We start from the raw sequence: 13049 nt of genomic DNA, 5'->3' as shown, positions 1-13049 counted from the left end.
TTCACGACCTACACCATGAACCACGCCGCGGTGGCGACGGCGCGCTGCGACAGCTGCCACAACGGCTCGTTCACCGGTCAGGGCACCAAGGGTGCGCTGGGCACGGCGTCGTTCCCGAACCATGTTGCCACTGGCGGCGCCGACTGCGTCAGCTGTCACAGCAAGGCGGCGAGCGGCGGTTTCACCAGCTGGGGCGGCGCGGCATTCAAGCATGCCGCCACCGACACCAATTGCGCGACCTGCCATAACGGCAAGACCGCGCAGGGCATGACGACGCCGCCGCACATCCCGACCGGGACGCTGCAATGCTCGAACTGCCACAGCAACACAGCAGCGAGCTTCACGACCTACACCATGAACCACGCCGCAGTGGGGACGGCACGCTGCGACAGCTGCCATAACGGCAGCTACACCGGCCAGGGCACCAAGGGCGCGCTGGGCACGGCGTCGTTCCCGGGCCACGTCGCGACCGGCGGCGCGGACTGCGTCAGCTGCCACGCCAAGGCCGCGAGCGGCTTCACCAGCTGGGGTGGCGCGGCGTTCAAGCACGCTGCCACCGACACCAATTGCGCGACCTGCCACAACGGCAAGACCGCGATGGGCATGACCACGCCGCCGCACATCCCGACCGGGACGCTGCAATGCTCGAACTGCCACAGCAACACCGCGGCGAGCTTCACGACCTACACCATGAACCACGCCGCGGTGGCGACGGCGCGCTGCGACAGCTGCCATAACGGCAGCTTCACCGGCCAGGGCACCAAGGGTGCCATGGGCACGGCGTCGTTCCCGGGCCACGTCGCGACTGGCGGAGCCGACTGCGTCAGCTGTCACAGCAAAGCGGCGAGCGGTGGTTTCACCAGCTGGGGTGGCGCTGCGTTCACCCACTCCGCTGCCAATACCAATTGCTCCACCTGCCACAACGGCTCGAGCGCGAAGGGCTTGACGACGCCGCCGCACATTCCGGTGACGGGCGTCCAGTGCTCGAACTGCCACAGCAACACCGCGGCGAGCTTTGCGACCTACACAATGAGCCATGCCGCCGTGCACGCGACGCGCTGCGACAGCTGTCACAACGGCTCGTACCGGAGCCAGGGCCGCAGAGGAGCGCAGGGGCCGGATCACAGCGCCAAGACCCAGGATTGCGGCTGCTGCCACGTCCGCGCCGCCGCCAACTTCTCCAGCTGGGACGACGACCCGCAAAAGCCGGCGGCGGGTTGCTCCACCACGGCGAGGTCGGTGGTTCAGGCCCAGGCTCCGGTCGCAAAGGCGGTGACGCCGGCCTCGACCGCCAACCGCACCATGACGGCAGCGACGATTCCCGATGCCGCACCGGGTGCGAGCGCTGCACCAGCTGCATCGCAGGCCGCAGCTGCGACCAAGCCCGCTGCATCATCCAGCTCGACGCTCCTGTTCAGCAGCAAGCCGCTGGCGAATACGGCTGCGACGTCGACGGCCGCGACGACCGGCTCAGAAGCGGGGAGCTCGGCCGCGGCGCCAGGCCTCTCCAGATCCGAAAGCTCCGCGAAGCCCGGCGGTGTGGTGGCCGCTGTGCCGCAGCCGCCGAGCTCGCTGCCGCAAACGACGTCCGCTCCCACCGCGTCTGTACCGAATGATCTGCGCAGCAAGCTCGCGCCTCCGATCGGTGCCGCCGGCACCGACTCGCCGGAGGCGAAGAACGCGGGTCGGCTTCCGTCGCTGCTGCCGACGTTCAGCCCGAGGGCAGGACTTGCCGGGCCGAGCGCCCCAGAGCCCGGCGCGCGATTTAACCACATGACCGCGCAGGGACCGTGCGCATCCTGCCACAACGGCATGAATGCGCCTGGAAAGCCGCCGAAGCACCTCGCGACGAATGCGCCGTGCGAGACCTGCCACAAGAGCACGGCGACGTTCAGCGGCGCCCGCTTCAGCCACTCCGGGACAACGGCAGCCTGCGCGAGCTGCCACAACGGCGTGGCCACGAGCGGCAAGCCGCAGAAGCACGTCGCGACCAGCGCGCCGTGCGAGACCTGCCACAAGAGCACGACGACGTTCAGCGGCGCGCGCTTCAGCCACACCGCGACAACGGCGGCCTGCGCGAGCTGTCACAACGGCATGGCTGCGAGCGGCAAGCCGCAGAAGCACGTCGCGACCAACGCGCCGTGCGAGACCTGCCACAAGAGCACGACGACGTTCAGCGGCGCTCGCTTCAGCCATACCGGAACGACGGCGGCCTGCGCGAGCTGCCACAACGGCATGGCCGCGGGCGGCAAGCCGCAGAAGCACGTCGCGACGAATGCTCCGTGCGAGACCTGCCACAAGAGCACGACGACCTTCAGTGGCGCGCGTTTCAGCCACACCGGGACGATGGCAGCCTGCGCCACCTGCCACAACGGATCATCGGCCGGCGGCAAGCCGCCGCGTCACGTGGTCACCAGCGCGCCCTGCGAAAGCTGCCACAAGAACACCGTGTCGTTCTCGGGCGCACGGATGGATCACGCCAGCCTGACGGCGCCGTGCGCCAGCTGTCACAACGGCTCCAACGCCACCGGCAAGTCGCAGAAGCACTTCGTGACCAACGTCCCCTGCGAGAGTTGCCACCGGACGATCAGCTGGAGCTCGGTGAACTACCGGCATATGTCGGCAAGCTATCCGAACCATAGCGCGGCGATCGGCTGTACCGCCTGCCACAGCGGCAACTCGCAAGCCGTCCCCTTCAAGTTCGCGGCCTACAGGCCTGACTGCGCCGCCTGTCACGCGAATGATTTCCGGCCGCAGCAGCACGCCAAGCTCCTGAAGCCGGCACCGATGAACTACACCGTCGCCGAGCTCAAGGACTGTACCGGCGCGTGCCACATCTATGCTGACAAGTCGCAGACCGCCATCGTCACCCGCCGCCAGCGGCAGCACCGGGTCAATGGAGGCGGCTGGTGATGCGCGGCCGGTTCAGAATGGCCGCGGCAGCGAGGTCGACCCGAGGGGCGATCATCCTGTTGACCGGCCTGCTCGCGATTCTGCTCGATGGCGCCTTTGGCGCTGCACCGGCCCAGCCGGTCATCGACCAGTTCGTTGCCAGCGCGAATGCCACGACGGTCGGAAACTGCAGCCTCCTGCGGATCAATTTTCACGTTCGCGTCCGCTACACCGGGCATTTCCCGCTCGACCAGGGCAGCCAGCTCAGTGTCTCGCTGCAACTGGTCGATCGGGACGCCGTCACCGCGCGGCGCCTGGTCAGACGCGAAGGCGTGCGTGTCGACAACGCCCAGGGCTCCGGCATCCAGGACGTCTATCTGACGCTCGATCAGAACCGAGGACCGATCCTCGTCGTCCAGTTTGGCGGCGAGTTCACCTACCAGATCGTGCAATCCGGCAGCTTCGAGCAGGTGGCCATCGTCGTTGCCCGGAAGGGCCCGGTGTCGGCCTGCAAGGTGAAGGCCCTGGTGCCGAGCGTGGCCGCTCCGGAAGCCTCGAAGCCGGCAGTGATTTCCGGTGCGGCGGCGTCGGTCCGCAACGACAATCGCTCGATGCAGCAGCCCTCCGCGGCGGATATCCGGTTTGCGGAGGCCTCGATGGACGAGGCGCGCGCATCGATCAAGAAAGGCAATTTCAGCGCCGCGATCGATCTCCTGAGGAAGGTGCTGAAACTCCCCGAGAACGGCTCGAGCGCCGAGGCGCAGGAGCTGCTCGGCGTCGCGCGCCAGAAGGCCGGCCAGACCGCCGCCGCCCAGGCCGAGTATGAAGACTATCTGCGCCGCTATCCGAGCGGCGAGGGCGCCGAGCGCGTCAGACAGCGGCTCGCCGCGCTTCTCACCGCGACCACCAGCGCGCCGGCGCGGCCGCGCGACATGCCTGCTGCCAACCCCGACATGGGAGCGGATATGCCGACCAAGGCGGCAGGGCCGAACGGCGATACCCGCTGGTCGATGTCGGGCAGCCTGTCGACGACCTTCATTACCAACGACACGACCAGCGCCGTCAAGGACCGGGCGATCGCGCCGAACCCGAATGCCGATCCCGACGCGCACCGTGTCCACCAGAACACGCTGCTCACCAATTTCGACTTTCTCGGCACCGCCGACAACGATCGCATCAGGACCAAGTTCAGGCTGGCGTTCACCCATGAGCGCCAGTTCGATACCGGAAACGACAAGTACGGCGTCTCGACCGCGCAGGTCGACTACACGCTCAAGGAAGCCGATGTGACGTTGCGTCTCGGACGCCAATCCCGCAACACCGGCGGTGTGATCGGACGTTTCGACGGTGCGGTGCTGAGCTGGCAGAAGAGCCCCGGCCTGCGCCTGAACGTGCTTGCGGGCTCGCCGAACTGGAGCCGCTTCGACGCACCGTTCAAGGACGGCAAGACGCTCTATGGCGCAAGCATCGACTTCGGCAAGATCCTGGGTGGGCTCGAAACCACCGTCTACCTGATCACGCAATACGACCGCAACATCGTCGACCGCCAGGCCATTGGCGCCGAGTTCCGCTATTTCGACGCCAACAAGTCGCTGCTCGGCCTGATCGACTACGACACGCATTTCCGCGCGCTCAATGCGGCCGTGTTCTCGGGAACGTATACGTTCGAGGACAAGTCGGTCGTCAACGCCTCGTTCGATTATCGGCGGGTGCCCTTTCTCTCGACCTGGAATGCGTTGCAGGGCCAACCCTTCCTGACGCTCTACGACATGATGAAGTTCAACACCGCGGGCGAGATCAGGCAGCTCGCGATCGACCGGACGCCAACGTTCCAGTCGGCGATGGTGAGCTATTCGCGGCCCTTGAACGAGACCTGGCAGGTCGCCGCCGATGCCACGGTCACCAATCTGACCGGCACGCTTCCGTCCGGAGGCGTCGACGGCACACCGGCGAGCGGCCTCGAATACTATCTGTCGGCTCAGCTGACCGGGAACGGCATCATCAAGCCGGGCGATCTGTTCATGGGCGCGCTGCGCTACGCGAGCCTGGCGGATTCGAAGTTCTACGTGCTGGATCTCGCCACGCGCTATCCGATCACGCCCGATCTCTCCATCAGCCCGCGGCTGCGGGCGGGGTACAGGTCCGGGACCAAGACCGACCTGAAGGAGTACACGATCCTGCCATCGCTGCTGGTCAGCTATCTCTGGTCGAAGGAGATCAGCCTGGAAACGGAGATCGGGTACCGGTTCGTCGACAGCACGCTGGCCAACGTCAAGACGACGACCAAGGATCTGTTCGCGACGGTCACGTTGCGGCGCGACTTCAACGCCGACGGTGTCACCAAGTGCAACGCCTCGATCGTCAGTTGCGCCTGGGCCAGGCCCGCAGCGTTGCAAGGCGGGCAGGGGGCGGGCTCGGGCGACGTTCCGCTGCGGTCGCGCGCGTCGATCATGCCGTCCTACATGCTGGAGACCGGCGTTCGCTACTGGTTCAGCTCGGGCCAGAATCGCTATCGCTATTTCGCCGACCAGGCCGCCACGCAGCAGGTCTCCCGGCTCGCCTATGGCGGCATGACCGGGCATAGCGGCGAGATGTTCTTCAGGGTCGATGCGCTCGACGGCCCGTTCACCAACATGTTCCTGAAGGGCTATATCGGTGCGGGCAAGATCAGCTCGGGCACGCTCGTCGACGAGGATTTCGCTCCCTTCGTCAATCCGTCATCCAAGACCGTCAGCAATGTCGGCGGGCGGCTGCAATACGCGAATCTCGATGTTGGCTTCAACCTGCTGGAAACCGATCGCTTCCGGTTTGGCGCCTTCGTCGGCTATCAGTATTGGACGGAAACCGTCGATGCGCGCGGCTGCACCCAGGTGGGCGGCAATCCGGTGATCTGCAGTCCAGCGCTGGGCGCCGGCGTCAAGGTGGTGACCGAGCAGGATCGGTGGCACACCGGACGGGCGGGTGTCACACTCGACACGCGGCTGTCGGATCGGCTGAACTGGCAAGTGGAGGCCGCTTATGTCTGGACCTCGCAGAACGCGATCGACACGCACTATTTCACCTTCGGTCGCGATCCTGCTTCGGGACAAGGAACCGGTTTCCAGGCCGAGACCGTCCTGAACTATCAGCTGACCGACAACTTCCGGATCGGCATCGGTGGGCGTTGGTGGCATCTCAGCACCAATGCCGTCGACTCGTTCAATCAGGTCCTGAGATACACGACGGAGCGCTACGGCGTGTTCGTCCAGGGCTCCTACCAGTTCAACCGGGCAAGATAGCAGGCAGGGCGTCGATCATGGACGATCAGGTGTAACCGTCCGGTCTCTTCCCCGAATACAACGGGATGTTCCGCGAGCACTCGATCGGCTGCATCAGGAGCGGCGCTATCGTGCCGCATGCGATCTGGCATCCGGGCGAGGCAAGCGCGAGGTCGCGATCTGGTGTCCGAACGACTATCTGGGCATGAGCCGGCACCCCATGGTGATCAGTGCCATGGTCGATACGATGTGAGCCTGGGTACGCGGGCCGATTGCTTCGAGAAACCCTTGGATTTAGGCAGCTCGGCGCTCACCGGGCTTCGTCTCGTGCTCGGTCTGACGCGAGCGAGGATCTCCGTCGCCGAGGGCGTGCGAGGGCGATGCGCCGGTCAGGCTTTGTCGTTCATCACGGGTGCATGCGCAGCAGGTTCAGGAGCGCGGGCCGCCATTCGCCGGTCATCGTGTATTCGAGCCCAAGGCGCGCGCCGCAGGTGATTGCGAGCATGGTCAGCGGCGCCGATAGCGCGAGGGTCGAGAATGCGGACAGGCCCTGGCCGATGGTGCAGCCCATCGACATGATGCCGCCGGTGCCCATCAACAGCGCGCCGACCATGTGACGCTTCAGTTCGCGAGCGTCGTCGCAGGCTTCCCAGCGAAAGACGCGCGAGAACGTTGCCGCGACGAAGGACCCCAGGATGACCCCCGCGACCGAGCCGATCGCAAAGTCGGCGTGGCTGCCGGAAAGCGTGGCAATGTACAGCACCGTGTTGCCGAGCGGGGCGACGAAGCTGAGCGAGGTTACCCGCTCCGGGTCGAAATCGTCGTTGCCCAGCCATCCGGTTGCGAACCAGCCAAAGGCGACAGCGCCGCCGACGGCTACTCCCGACAGCATCAGCCGCGGCGATTTCACCAGCCGTCCATCGGCCAGCGCCCAGGCCGCAAGCGCCACCGCCGTGACGGACACGATCGCGGGCCGGGCATATGACCCGAGCGCAAGGGACAGCAGCGTGTCCATGCCCTGATTCATCGCCTCCGGCAGATGCACGGACAGCGGCTCGATCAGACCCACGCGCATGAATCCGATGAGACCGCGCATCGCCGCCAGGGCGGACACGCCGAGCACGAGAAAGACGACGATGGCGCGCAGATCACCGCCGCCGATGCGAACCAGGGTCCCGAAGCCGCAGGTGCCGACCAGCGCCATGCCGATCCCGAACAAGAATCCGCCCAGGATGGCGCCGCCGAGCGGAATGGTGGAGGTCAGATAGATCGAACGGGAGAGATCGACGAGGCCGAAGCTGGCGAGCAGCTGGGTCGCGACCAGCGCGATGGCCGCAGCCAGGGCAAAGGACTTGAGGCGCCGCGTGTCGGCGCCAAAGAAGGCGTCCTCGAGCATCGCGAGCGTGCAGAATCGACCTGCGCGGCCGGCGACCCCGAGCACGGCGCCTGCCAACAGCCCGCACATGAACGTCAATGCTGACGGACCGAGCATTCCTCCCCGACATCCTTGTTCGTGTCCGGGCACTCTGCGCCAGGATCGCCGGCGAAGCTAGACCCTCTTGCAAAGCCCGCTGTCGGCGTTCGAGCCCGATTGCCGGATGCGGCCGTCGATCTTCGCAGTGCAGAGCGACGCTCAGCGGCGGCGCTTGCGGACCGGCTCGCAGAAGACGTCATAGATCGCGGTCAGGATCTTGCGAACGTCCTCGCTCGCCAGACTGTAATAGATCGTCTTGCCGTCGCGCCGCGTCGTGACCAGCCGGTCGAGCCTGAGACGTGCGAGCTGCTGCGAGACCGTCGACTGCCGTTCGCCGAGGAACTGCTCGAGTTCGGTGACGGATTTTTCGCCTTCGGAGAGGATGCAGAGCAGCAGCAGCCTGGACTCGTGGGACAGCGCCTTGAGCATCTCGCTGGCCTCTCGCGCCTTCTCGATCATCTGCTCGAGCTCGGCGGAGGTCTCGATGTCCTTCAGATTCGGCAGCGGCATGGATTCTGGATCCCTCGATTGTCCGTCAGGAGCGGGTTTGAGCCCCGCTTGTAACATTCACGATGCGGCCGAGCAGCCCAAAGAAGAACGCGTCGCCCGGATAGCCGCGGATCCGCCCGACCTCGCGGCCCTGATCGACCACAACGAATGTCGGTGTGAATGCGCCGGGATCGATGCCGGCGAGATCGGCCGGCAGCGGCTGAGTCAGGTCGACCCGCCGCAGGGGAAGGCTGCGCCCTTCGTCGGTTTTGGCATAGATCGGCGCGATCTCGGCATTGAACCGGGCGCACCAGCCGCAGCCCGGACGCTCGAACATCACGAGTTCGGAAGCGAGGAGAGGCGACGACTGGCACAGTACGGCGACCGCGACCGATGCCAATATTGCCAACCCGCGCGCTGTGATTTTACCGGACATGCCGCCATCCTCTCTGGACTTGCCGGTCAATCTATCATTAAATTCGAATATGTACTAGTGTGCGATTTCCGAAGCCTGCGCTGCAGCTCGGGCACGCAGCACGGGCTGCCCGGGAGGAAAGATGGATCTCGACGTCACGCTCGGCGCAGCGCTCGCCGCCGGCCTCCTGTCCTTCCTGTCTCCCTGCATTCTGCCGCTCGTCCCGCCGTTCCTGTGCTACATGGCGGGCGTCTCGGCGGCCGACACGATCACCGAAACCAGCATAGCGCAGCGGCGGCGGACGGTGCTGACCGCGCTGTGCTTCGTCGGCGGCTTTTCGCTGGTGTTCGTCGGTCTGGGTGCGACGGCCTCGGTCTTCGGTCGCTTCATCGCCGGCCATCTCAGCCAGCTCGGCATCGTTGCCGGCCTCGTCATCATCGCGATGGGACTGCATTTCCTCGGGGTGCTCAGGATTCCCTTGCTGTACCGAAGCGCGACGATCGACGTCGGCCGCAAGCCGGCCGGCCTGCTCGGCGCGTTCGTGATGGGGCTGGCCTTTGCGTTTGGCTGGACGCCCTGCGCGGGGCCGGTGCTCGCCGCCGTGCTGATGATGGCCGGTGCGGAGGCCACCGTGGGAAAGGGCGCGCTGCTGCTCGCGGCCTATTCGGTCGGGACCGGCATCCCGTTCCTGATCGCGGCGGCCTTCACGGGACAGTTCATGACCATGCTGAAGGGGATCAAACCGCATCTGCCGCTGGTCGAGAAGACCATGGGCGGCTTTCTCGTCCTGACCGGTGTCGCCTTTCTCGCCGGCGTGATCCCGCTTCTGTCGGAATGGATCTTCGAACGCTTTCCCTCGCTCGCTACGATCGGCTGATCAGCCGAAGCGGAAATCCAGCAGGTTGACGAAGGACTGCAGCTCGATCTCGTAACGATGCACGAGGCCGGTGTCACCCTCGTGCGCGGCGCGACCGATGTTCTGCGCGCTCGTGGCGGCGCCGTCGATCAGGCGGCGGAACTCGGCTTGGCCGGCAATGTCGGGCGCGGCGAGGCCGTTGCAGCGCTGCAGTTGCGCGCGCAATGCTTCGCCGGCCCGGTTGACCTCGGCGGCCGTCGCCCTGGCTGCTGCAAAGTCGGCCGCGAAATGGTGCAGATCGTCCATGGCAGGCCGTAGTTCGAAGACACAATCGCCGAGCTCGACGACGCCTGCTTGTTGCCGCAGCACATGCAGCGCCTGCCGGACCGCTGCAATGTCCGCCGTCGCCGTCGCGCCATCGCCCGCTGAGAGCGAAGCGTCGGCCTTGCGGAGCCGGTCGTCACCTTCTGTGAGCAGATCCTTCAAGGACTTGGCAGAGTAGGGCGCCGGCTGGTCCTTGATCCGGCCGAGCGCGGTCCAGGCGCGGCGCGCATCGTCGAGCTCGATCTGCGCCAGAGCGATGTTGCCGGTTCGCCCATAGCTCGCCGCGGTCCGAAGGCTTGCCATGGCCGACTGCATGACGGCCGCCATCCCCGCGCTCTCACCGGCCGTTGCATGGACGGTGCAGCCGACACTTGCAAGGACGACGGACAGCAGGATGGCGCGGCGCAGCATCGAATGTCCTTTTTCACATTCTGTTATTCGAATATCATGTATCGAACTTTCACCGACTTGGCAAAGCGCGCGGGCAGGCCCATGACCTCGAACAGAACGATGTCGCGTCGCGACCTGGTTGTGATGCTGCCTGCCGCGGCTGTGCTCGGCGCCGTGCCGACGCCGGTGCGAGCGGACGCGGTGCTCGGCGACGACGGGCTCTATCATCAGGCGTGGTTTCTCAACAGCTTCCTCGATCTGCGTGAAGATCTCGAAAGCGCGGCGTCGGGAGGCAAGCGGCTCGCGGTGATGTGGGAGCTGCGCGGCTGTCCCTATTGCCGAGAGACCCATCTGGTGAACTTCGCCGATCCCGTCATCACCGAATACATCCGGGCGAACTTCGAGATTCTTCAACTGAATCTGCTCGGCGCCCGCAAGGTGACCGACTTCGACGGCCAGGAGTTCACCGAGAAGGAGCTCGCCGAGCGCTACGCGATCCGTTTCACGCCGACTTTCCAGTTCTTTCCGCCCTCTGCCGACGGCGTCGCAGCCAAGGAGCCGCTCGTGCGCGAGGTGGCGCGCGCCCCGGGCTATCTGAAGCCGCCGCACTTCCTCGCGATGTTCCGCTTCGTGCGCGACAAGGCCTATGAGCGCGGCACGTTCCGCGACTATCTCGCTTCGTCCAAAGGTTGAGTGCGCTGCCGCATCGAATTCGTCTTGACACCAATCACATTATCAAATCATAATTTGTGAATATGATGGACCGTAAGTCCTTATCATCAGCAGGCGAGGGGAAGCCTCGTCGTCAGGGTGGAAACATGCGCCGTTTGATTCCGGCTGCCTTGTTCTGCGCGTTGCTCTCGGCAGCAGCGCGAGGCGATGAGCCGATCAGGCTCGATGTCGTCGACTACGCCATTCCGAAATCGCTGACGGGCGCGCCCGGCAATGCCGACGCCGGCAAGAAGGTGTTCCTGACCCGGACGCTGGGCAATTGTCTTGCCTGCCACCAGGTCACGGCGCTGAAGTCCGAGGATTTTCATGGCGAGTTCGGTCCATCGCTCGACGGCGTGGCCGGTCGCTACAACACGGCGCAGCTGCGCCTCATCGTCGCCGATCCCAAGCGAATCTTCGCCGATACGGTGATGCCCGCCTTCTACAAGAACGACGGACTCAATCGGGTCAGGCCGGAATTCGTCGGCAAGCCCGTTCTCACGGCCGCGCAGGTCGAGGACGTCGTCGCCTTTCTCGAAACATTGAAATAACCGCCTCTGGAGGATGATGCATGGGCGCAATCAACAGACGACAGGCGTTCCTTCTCGGCGGCGGTTTCGTCGCTTTGACGGTGCTGCCGATGGCTGCCAACGCCGAGCCGAGCAATGACGCGGCCGAGATGATCAAGAAGTTCACCGGCGGCAAGGAAGCGGTGAAGGGCAAGATCACGCTCGATCTGCCCGAGATCGCCGAGAACGGCAACACCGTGCCGCTCGCGCTCACGGTCGAAAGCCCGATGACCGCCGAGAACTACGTCAAGGAGGTGCTGTTCGTAGCCGACGGCAATCCGAATGCCGGCGTCGCGACGCTGATGTTCACGCCGATGTCCGGCAAGGCCGAGGCGTCGATCCGCATCCGCCTGGCGCAGACCCAGAACGTGATCGCGGTGGCGAAGATGAGCGACGGCTCGCTGTTCACCGAGCGCAAGACCGTCAAGGTCACCATCGGCGGCTGCGGCGGCTGAGACAGGGGAGAGACTGATATGGCAGACAAGCCGCGGATCAAGCTTCCGAAGGAAGCCAAGAAGGGCGAGATCATCCAGATCAAGACGCTGGTCTCGCATCTGATGGAATCGGGCCAGCGCAAGGATGCGCAGGGCAAGCCGATTCCGCGCAAGATCATCAACAAGTTCACCTGCGAGTTCAACGGCAAGCCGGTGTTCTCCTGCGTGCTGGAGCCGGCGATCTCGGCCAATCCGTACATCCAGTTCGACGCGAAGGTCGACGAGGAAGGCACGTTCAAGTTCGCCTGGACCGATGACGACGGTTCGGTGCTGACGGCCGAGGAAAAGATCGCGTTGAAGGCCTGATCGGCAGCGTGCCATCGCTAGGAGGAGTGACGGATGTCCATTCGCTACGGTTCTCTCGCCGTCCTGGCTTCGGCCGCGCTGGCCCTGTCGGCAGTCGCGACGTTCGGCCAGGAGGCGGAACGGAAGGGCATTCCGGCGCCTCCCGGCCACGTCTTCAAGACCATCATCTCGGGCTATCAGTTCCGCACCAAGGAAACGCGCGCGCTCCAGGATGACGACCTGGAGAATCCGGGCTTCCTCGCGGTCGAGCGGGCCGCCGACGTCTGGAAGACGGTCGACGGCGGCGAAGGCAAGTCGTGCATGAGTTGTCACGGCGAGGCCGAGAAGACCATGAAGGGCGTGGGCGCGGCGATGCCCAAATGGAGCGAGAAGCTCAACAAGCCGGTCAATCTCGAGCAGCAGATCAACATCTGCCGCACCGAGCACATGAAGGCGCAGCCCTGGGCGTTCAAGTCCAAGGAGCTGACGGACATGACGACCTTCGTCCGTTTCCAGTCGCGCGGCATGCCGGTGGCGGTGAAGACCGACGGTCCGATGTCGCCGTGGTTCGAGAAGGGCAAGGAGATCTACTACACCAGGGTCGGCCAGCTCGATCTCGCCTGTGCTTCCTGCCATGAGAAGAACAACGGCAAGTTCATGCGCGCCGATTTTCTCAGCCAGGGGCAGACCAACGGCTTTCCGACCTACCGGCTGCGCGATCAGCGCCTGGTCCCGCTGCACGAGCGCTTCGAGGGCTGCATGTTCGACGTGCGCGGCGTACCTTACAAGCCGCTGTCGGATGAGTTTCTGGCGCTCGAGCTCTACGTCGCCTGGCGCGGCATCGGTCTGCCCGTCGAGACACCGTCGGTCCGCAACTAGCCGCGGACACAAGG

General features: G+C 65.3%; 12 protein-coding genes. 8 read left to right on the top strand and 4 right to left on the bottom strand.

Translation table 11 applies throughout. The annotated features are described in order from the left end of the window. On the top strand, positions 1–2913 hold a 2913-nt coding region (locus tag QX108_RS32510; protein ID WP_315799635.1), incomplete at its 5' end, for a hypothetical protein. Continuing rightward, the gene (locus tag QX108_RS32505) at positions 2913–6170 is read left to right on the top strand and encodes a hypothetical protein (RefSeq protein WP_315784172.1); all 3258 of its coding nucleotides are present in this window, start codon (positions 2913–2915) and stop codon (positions 6168–6170) included. The genes QX108_RS32510 and QX108_RS32505, both read left to right, overlap by 1 nt. Before the next feature lie 385 nt (positions 6171–6555). Here the strand turns inward: QX108_RS32505 and QX108_RS32495 are convergent, their stop codons facing one another. The 3 genes from QX108_RS32495 to QX108_RS32485 form a co-directional block, all read right to left on the bottom strand. Continuing rightward, positions 6556–7641 carry a YeeE/YedE family protein gene (locus tag QX108_RS32495; protein WP_315721996.1) on the bottom strand — a complete coding sequence of 362 codons (1086 nt, stop codon included), beginning with the start codon at positions 7639–7641 and terminating at the stop codon, positions 6556–6558. 141 nt (positions 7642–7782) lie between these two features. Then, positions 7783–8133, bottom strand: a complete 351-nt coding sequence (locus QX108_RS32490; protein WP_172113100.1) for an ArsR/SmtB family transcription factor — start codon at positions 8131–8133, stop codon at positions 7783–7785. A 25-nt stretch (positions 8134–8158) separates the two neighbouring features. Further along, on the bottom strand, positions 8159–8548 hold the full coding sequence (locus tag QX108_RS32485; RefSeq protein ID WP_315721995.1) for a thioredoxin: 390 nt from the start codon (positions 8546–8548) through the stop codon (positions 8159–8161). Positions 8549–8669: 121 nt separating this feature from the next. Here QX108_RS32485 and QX108_RS32480 point away from each other — a divergent pair, with 121 nt between their 5' ends. Continuing rightward, a complete protein-coding gene (locus tag QX108_RS32480; RefSeq protein WP_315784175.1) occupies positions 8670–9404 on the top strand; it encodes a cytochrome c biogenesis CcdA family protein in 735 nt (244 codons plus the stop codon). On the opposite strand, the gene QX108_RS32475 is transcribed toward QX108_RS32480, so the two are convergent. Continuing rightward, positions 9405–10118 carry a hypothetical protein gene (locus tag QX108_RS32475; RefSeq protein ID WP_315784178.1) on the bottom strand — a complete coding sequence of 238 codons (714 nt, stop codon included), beginning with the start codon at positions 10116–10118 and terminating at the stop codon, positions 9405–9407. 123 nt (positions 10119–10241) lie between these two features. On the opposite strand from QX108_RS32475, the gene QX108_RS32470 reads away from it, so the two are divergent. From QX108_RS32470 to soxA, 5 genes are all read left to right on the top strand, one after another. After that, complete coding sequence (locus tag QX108_RS32470; RefSeq protein ID WP_315784576.1) at positions 10242–10790, top strand: thioredoxin family protein; 549 nt, start codon at positions 10242–10244, stop codon at positions 10788–10790. Between the two features lie 125 nt (positions 10791–10915). Then, the gene (soxX, locus tag QX108_RS32465; protein ID WP_315784180.1) at positions 10916–11359 is read left to right on the top strand and encodes a sulfur oxidation c-type cytochrome SoxX; all 444 of its coding nucleotides are present in this window, start codon (positions 10916–10918) and stop codon (positions 11357–11359) included. Between the two features lie 20 nt (positions 11360–11379). Then, positions 11380–11832 carry a thiosulfate oxidation carrier protein SoxY gene (gene soxY, locus QX108_RS32460; protein WP_315784182.1) on the top strand — a complete coding sequence of 151 codons (453 nt, stop codon included), beginning with the start codon at positions 11380–11382 and terminating at the stop codon, positions 11830–11832. 18 nt (positions 11833–11850) lie between these two features. Continuing rightward, complete coding sequence (soxZ, locus tag QX108_RS32455) at positions 11851–12177, top strand: thiosulfate oxidation carrier complex protein SoxZ (protein ID WP_315721990.1); 327 nt, start codon at positions 11851–11853, stop codon at positions 12175–12177. Positions 12178–12210: 33 nt separating this feature from the next. Continuing rightward, complete coding sequence (soxA, locus tag QX108_RS32450) at positions 12211–13035, top strand: sulfur oxidation c-type cytochrome SoxA (protein ID WP_172113107.1); 825 nt, start codon at positions 12211–12213, stop codon at positions 13033–13035. Positions 13036–13049 lie beyond the last annotated feature (14 nt).

Source organism: Bradyrhizobium sp. SZCCHNR1002, from assembly GCF_032381435.1.
GTDB classification, from domain to species: Bacteria; Pseudomonadota; Alphaproteobacteria; order Rhizobiales; family Xanthobacteraceae; genus Bradyrhizobium; species Bradyrhizobium aeschynomenes.
This window is presented reverse-complemented; position numbering and strand designations above follow the sequence as displayed.

What these genes read in the sequence shown, in the direction of transcription:
- QX108_RS32470 (WP_315784576.1), top strand. Translation starts at nt 10,242, where the DNA reads ATGCTGCCTGCCGCGGCTGTGCTCGGCGCCGTGCCGACGCCGGTGCGA.
- QX108_RS32505 (WP_315784172.1), top strand. Translation starts at nt 2,913, where the DNA reads ATGCGCGGCCGGTTCAGAATGGCCGCGGCAGCGAGGTCGACCCGAGGG.
- soxA (WP_172113107.1), top strand. Translation starts at nt 12,211, where the DNA reads ATGTCCATTCGCTACGGTTCTCTCGCCGTCCTGGCTTCGGCCGCGCTG.
- soxZ (WP_315721990.1), top strand. Translation starts at nt 11,851, where the DNA reads ATGGCAGACAAGCCGCGGATCAAGCTTCCGAAGGAAGCCAAGAAGGGC.
- soxY (WP_315784182.1), top strand. Translation starts at nt 11,380, where the DNA reads ATGGGCGCAATCAACAGACGACAGGCGTTCCTTCTCGGCGGCGGTTTC.
- QX108_RS32475 (WP_315784178.1), bottom strand. Translation starts at nt 10,118, where the DNA reads ATGCTGCGCCGCGCCATCCTGCTGTCCGTCGTCCTTGCAAGTGTCGGC.
- QX108_RS32480 (WP_315784175.1), top strand. Translation starts at nt 8,670, where the DNA reads ATGGATCTCGACGTCACGCTCGGCGCAGCGCTCGCCGCCGGCCTCCTG.
- QX108_RS32485 (WP_315721995.1), bottom strand. Translation starts at nt 8,548, where the DNA reads ATGTCCGGTAAAATCACAGCGCGCGGGTTGGCAATATTGGCATCGGTC.
- QX108_RS32495 (WP_315721996.1), bottom strand. Translation starts at nt 7,641, where the DNA reads ATGCTCGGTCCGTCAGCATTGACGTTCATGTGCGGGCTGTTGGCAGGC.
- soxX (WP_315784180.1), top strand. Translation starts at nt 10,916, where the DNA reads ATGCGCCGTTTGATTCCGGCTGCCTTGTTCTGCGCGTTGCTCTCGGCA.
- QX108_RS32490 (WP_172113100.1), bottom strand. Translation starts at nt 8,133, where the DNA reads ATGCCGCTGCCGAATCTGAAGGACATCGAGACCTCCGCCGAGCTCGAG.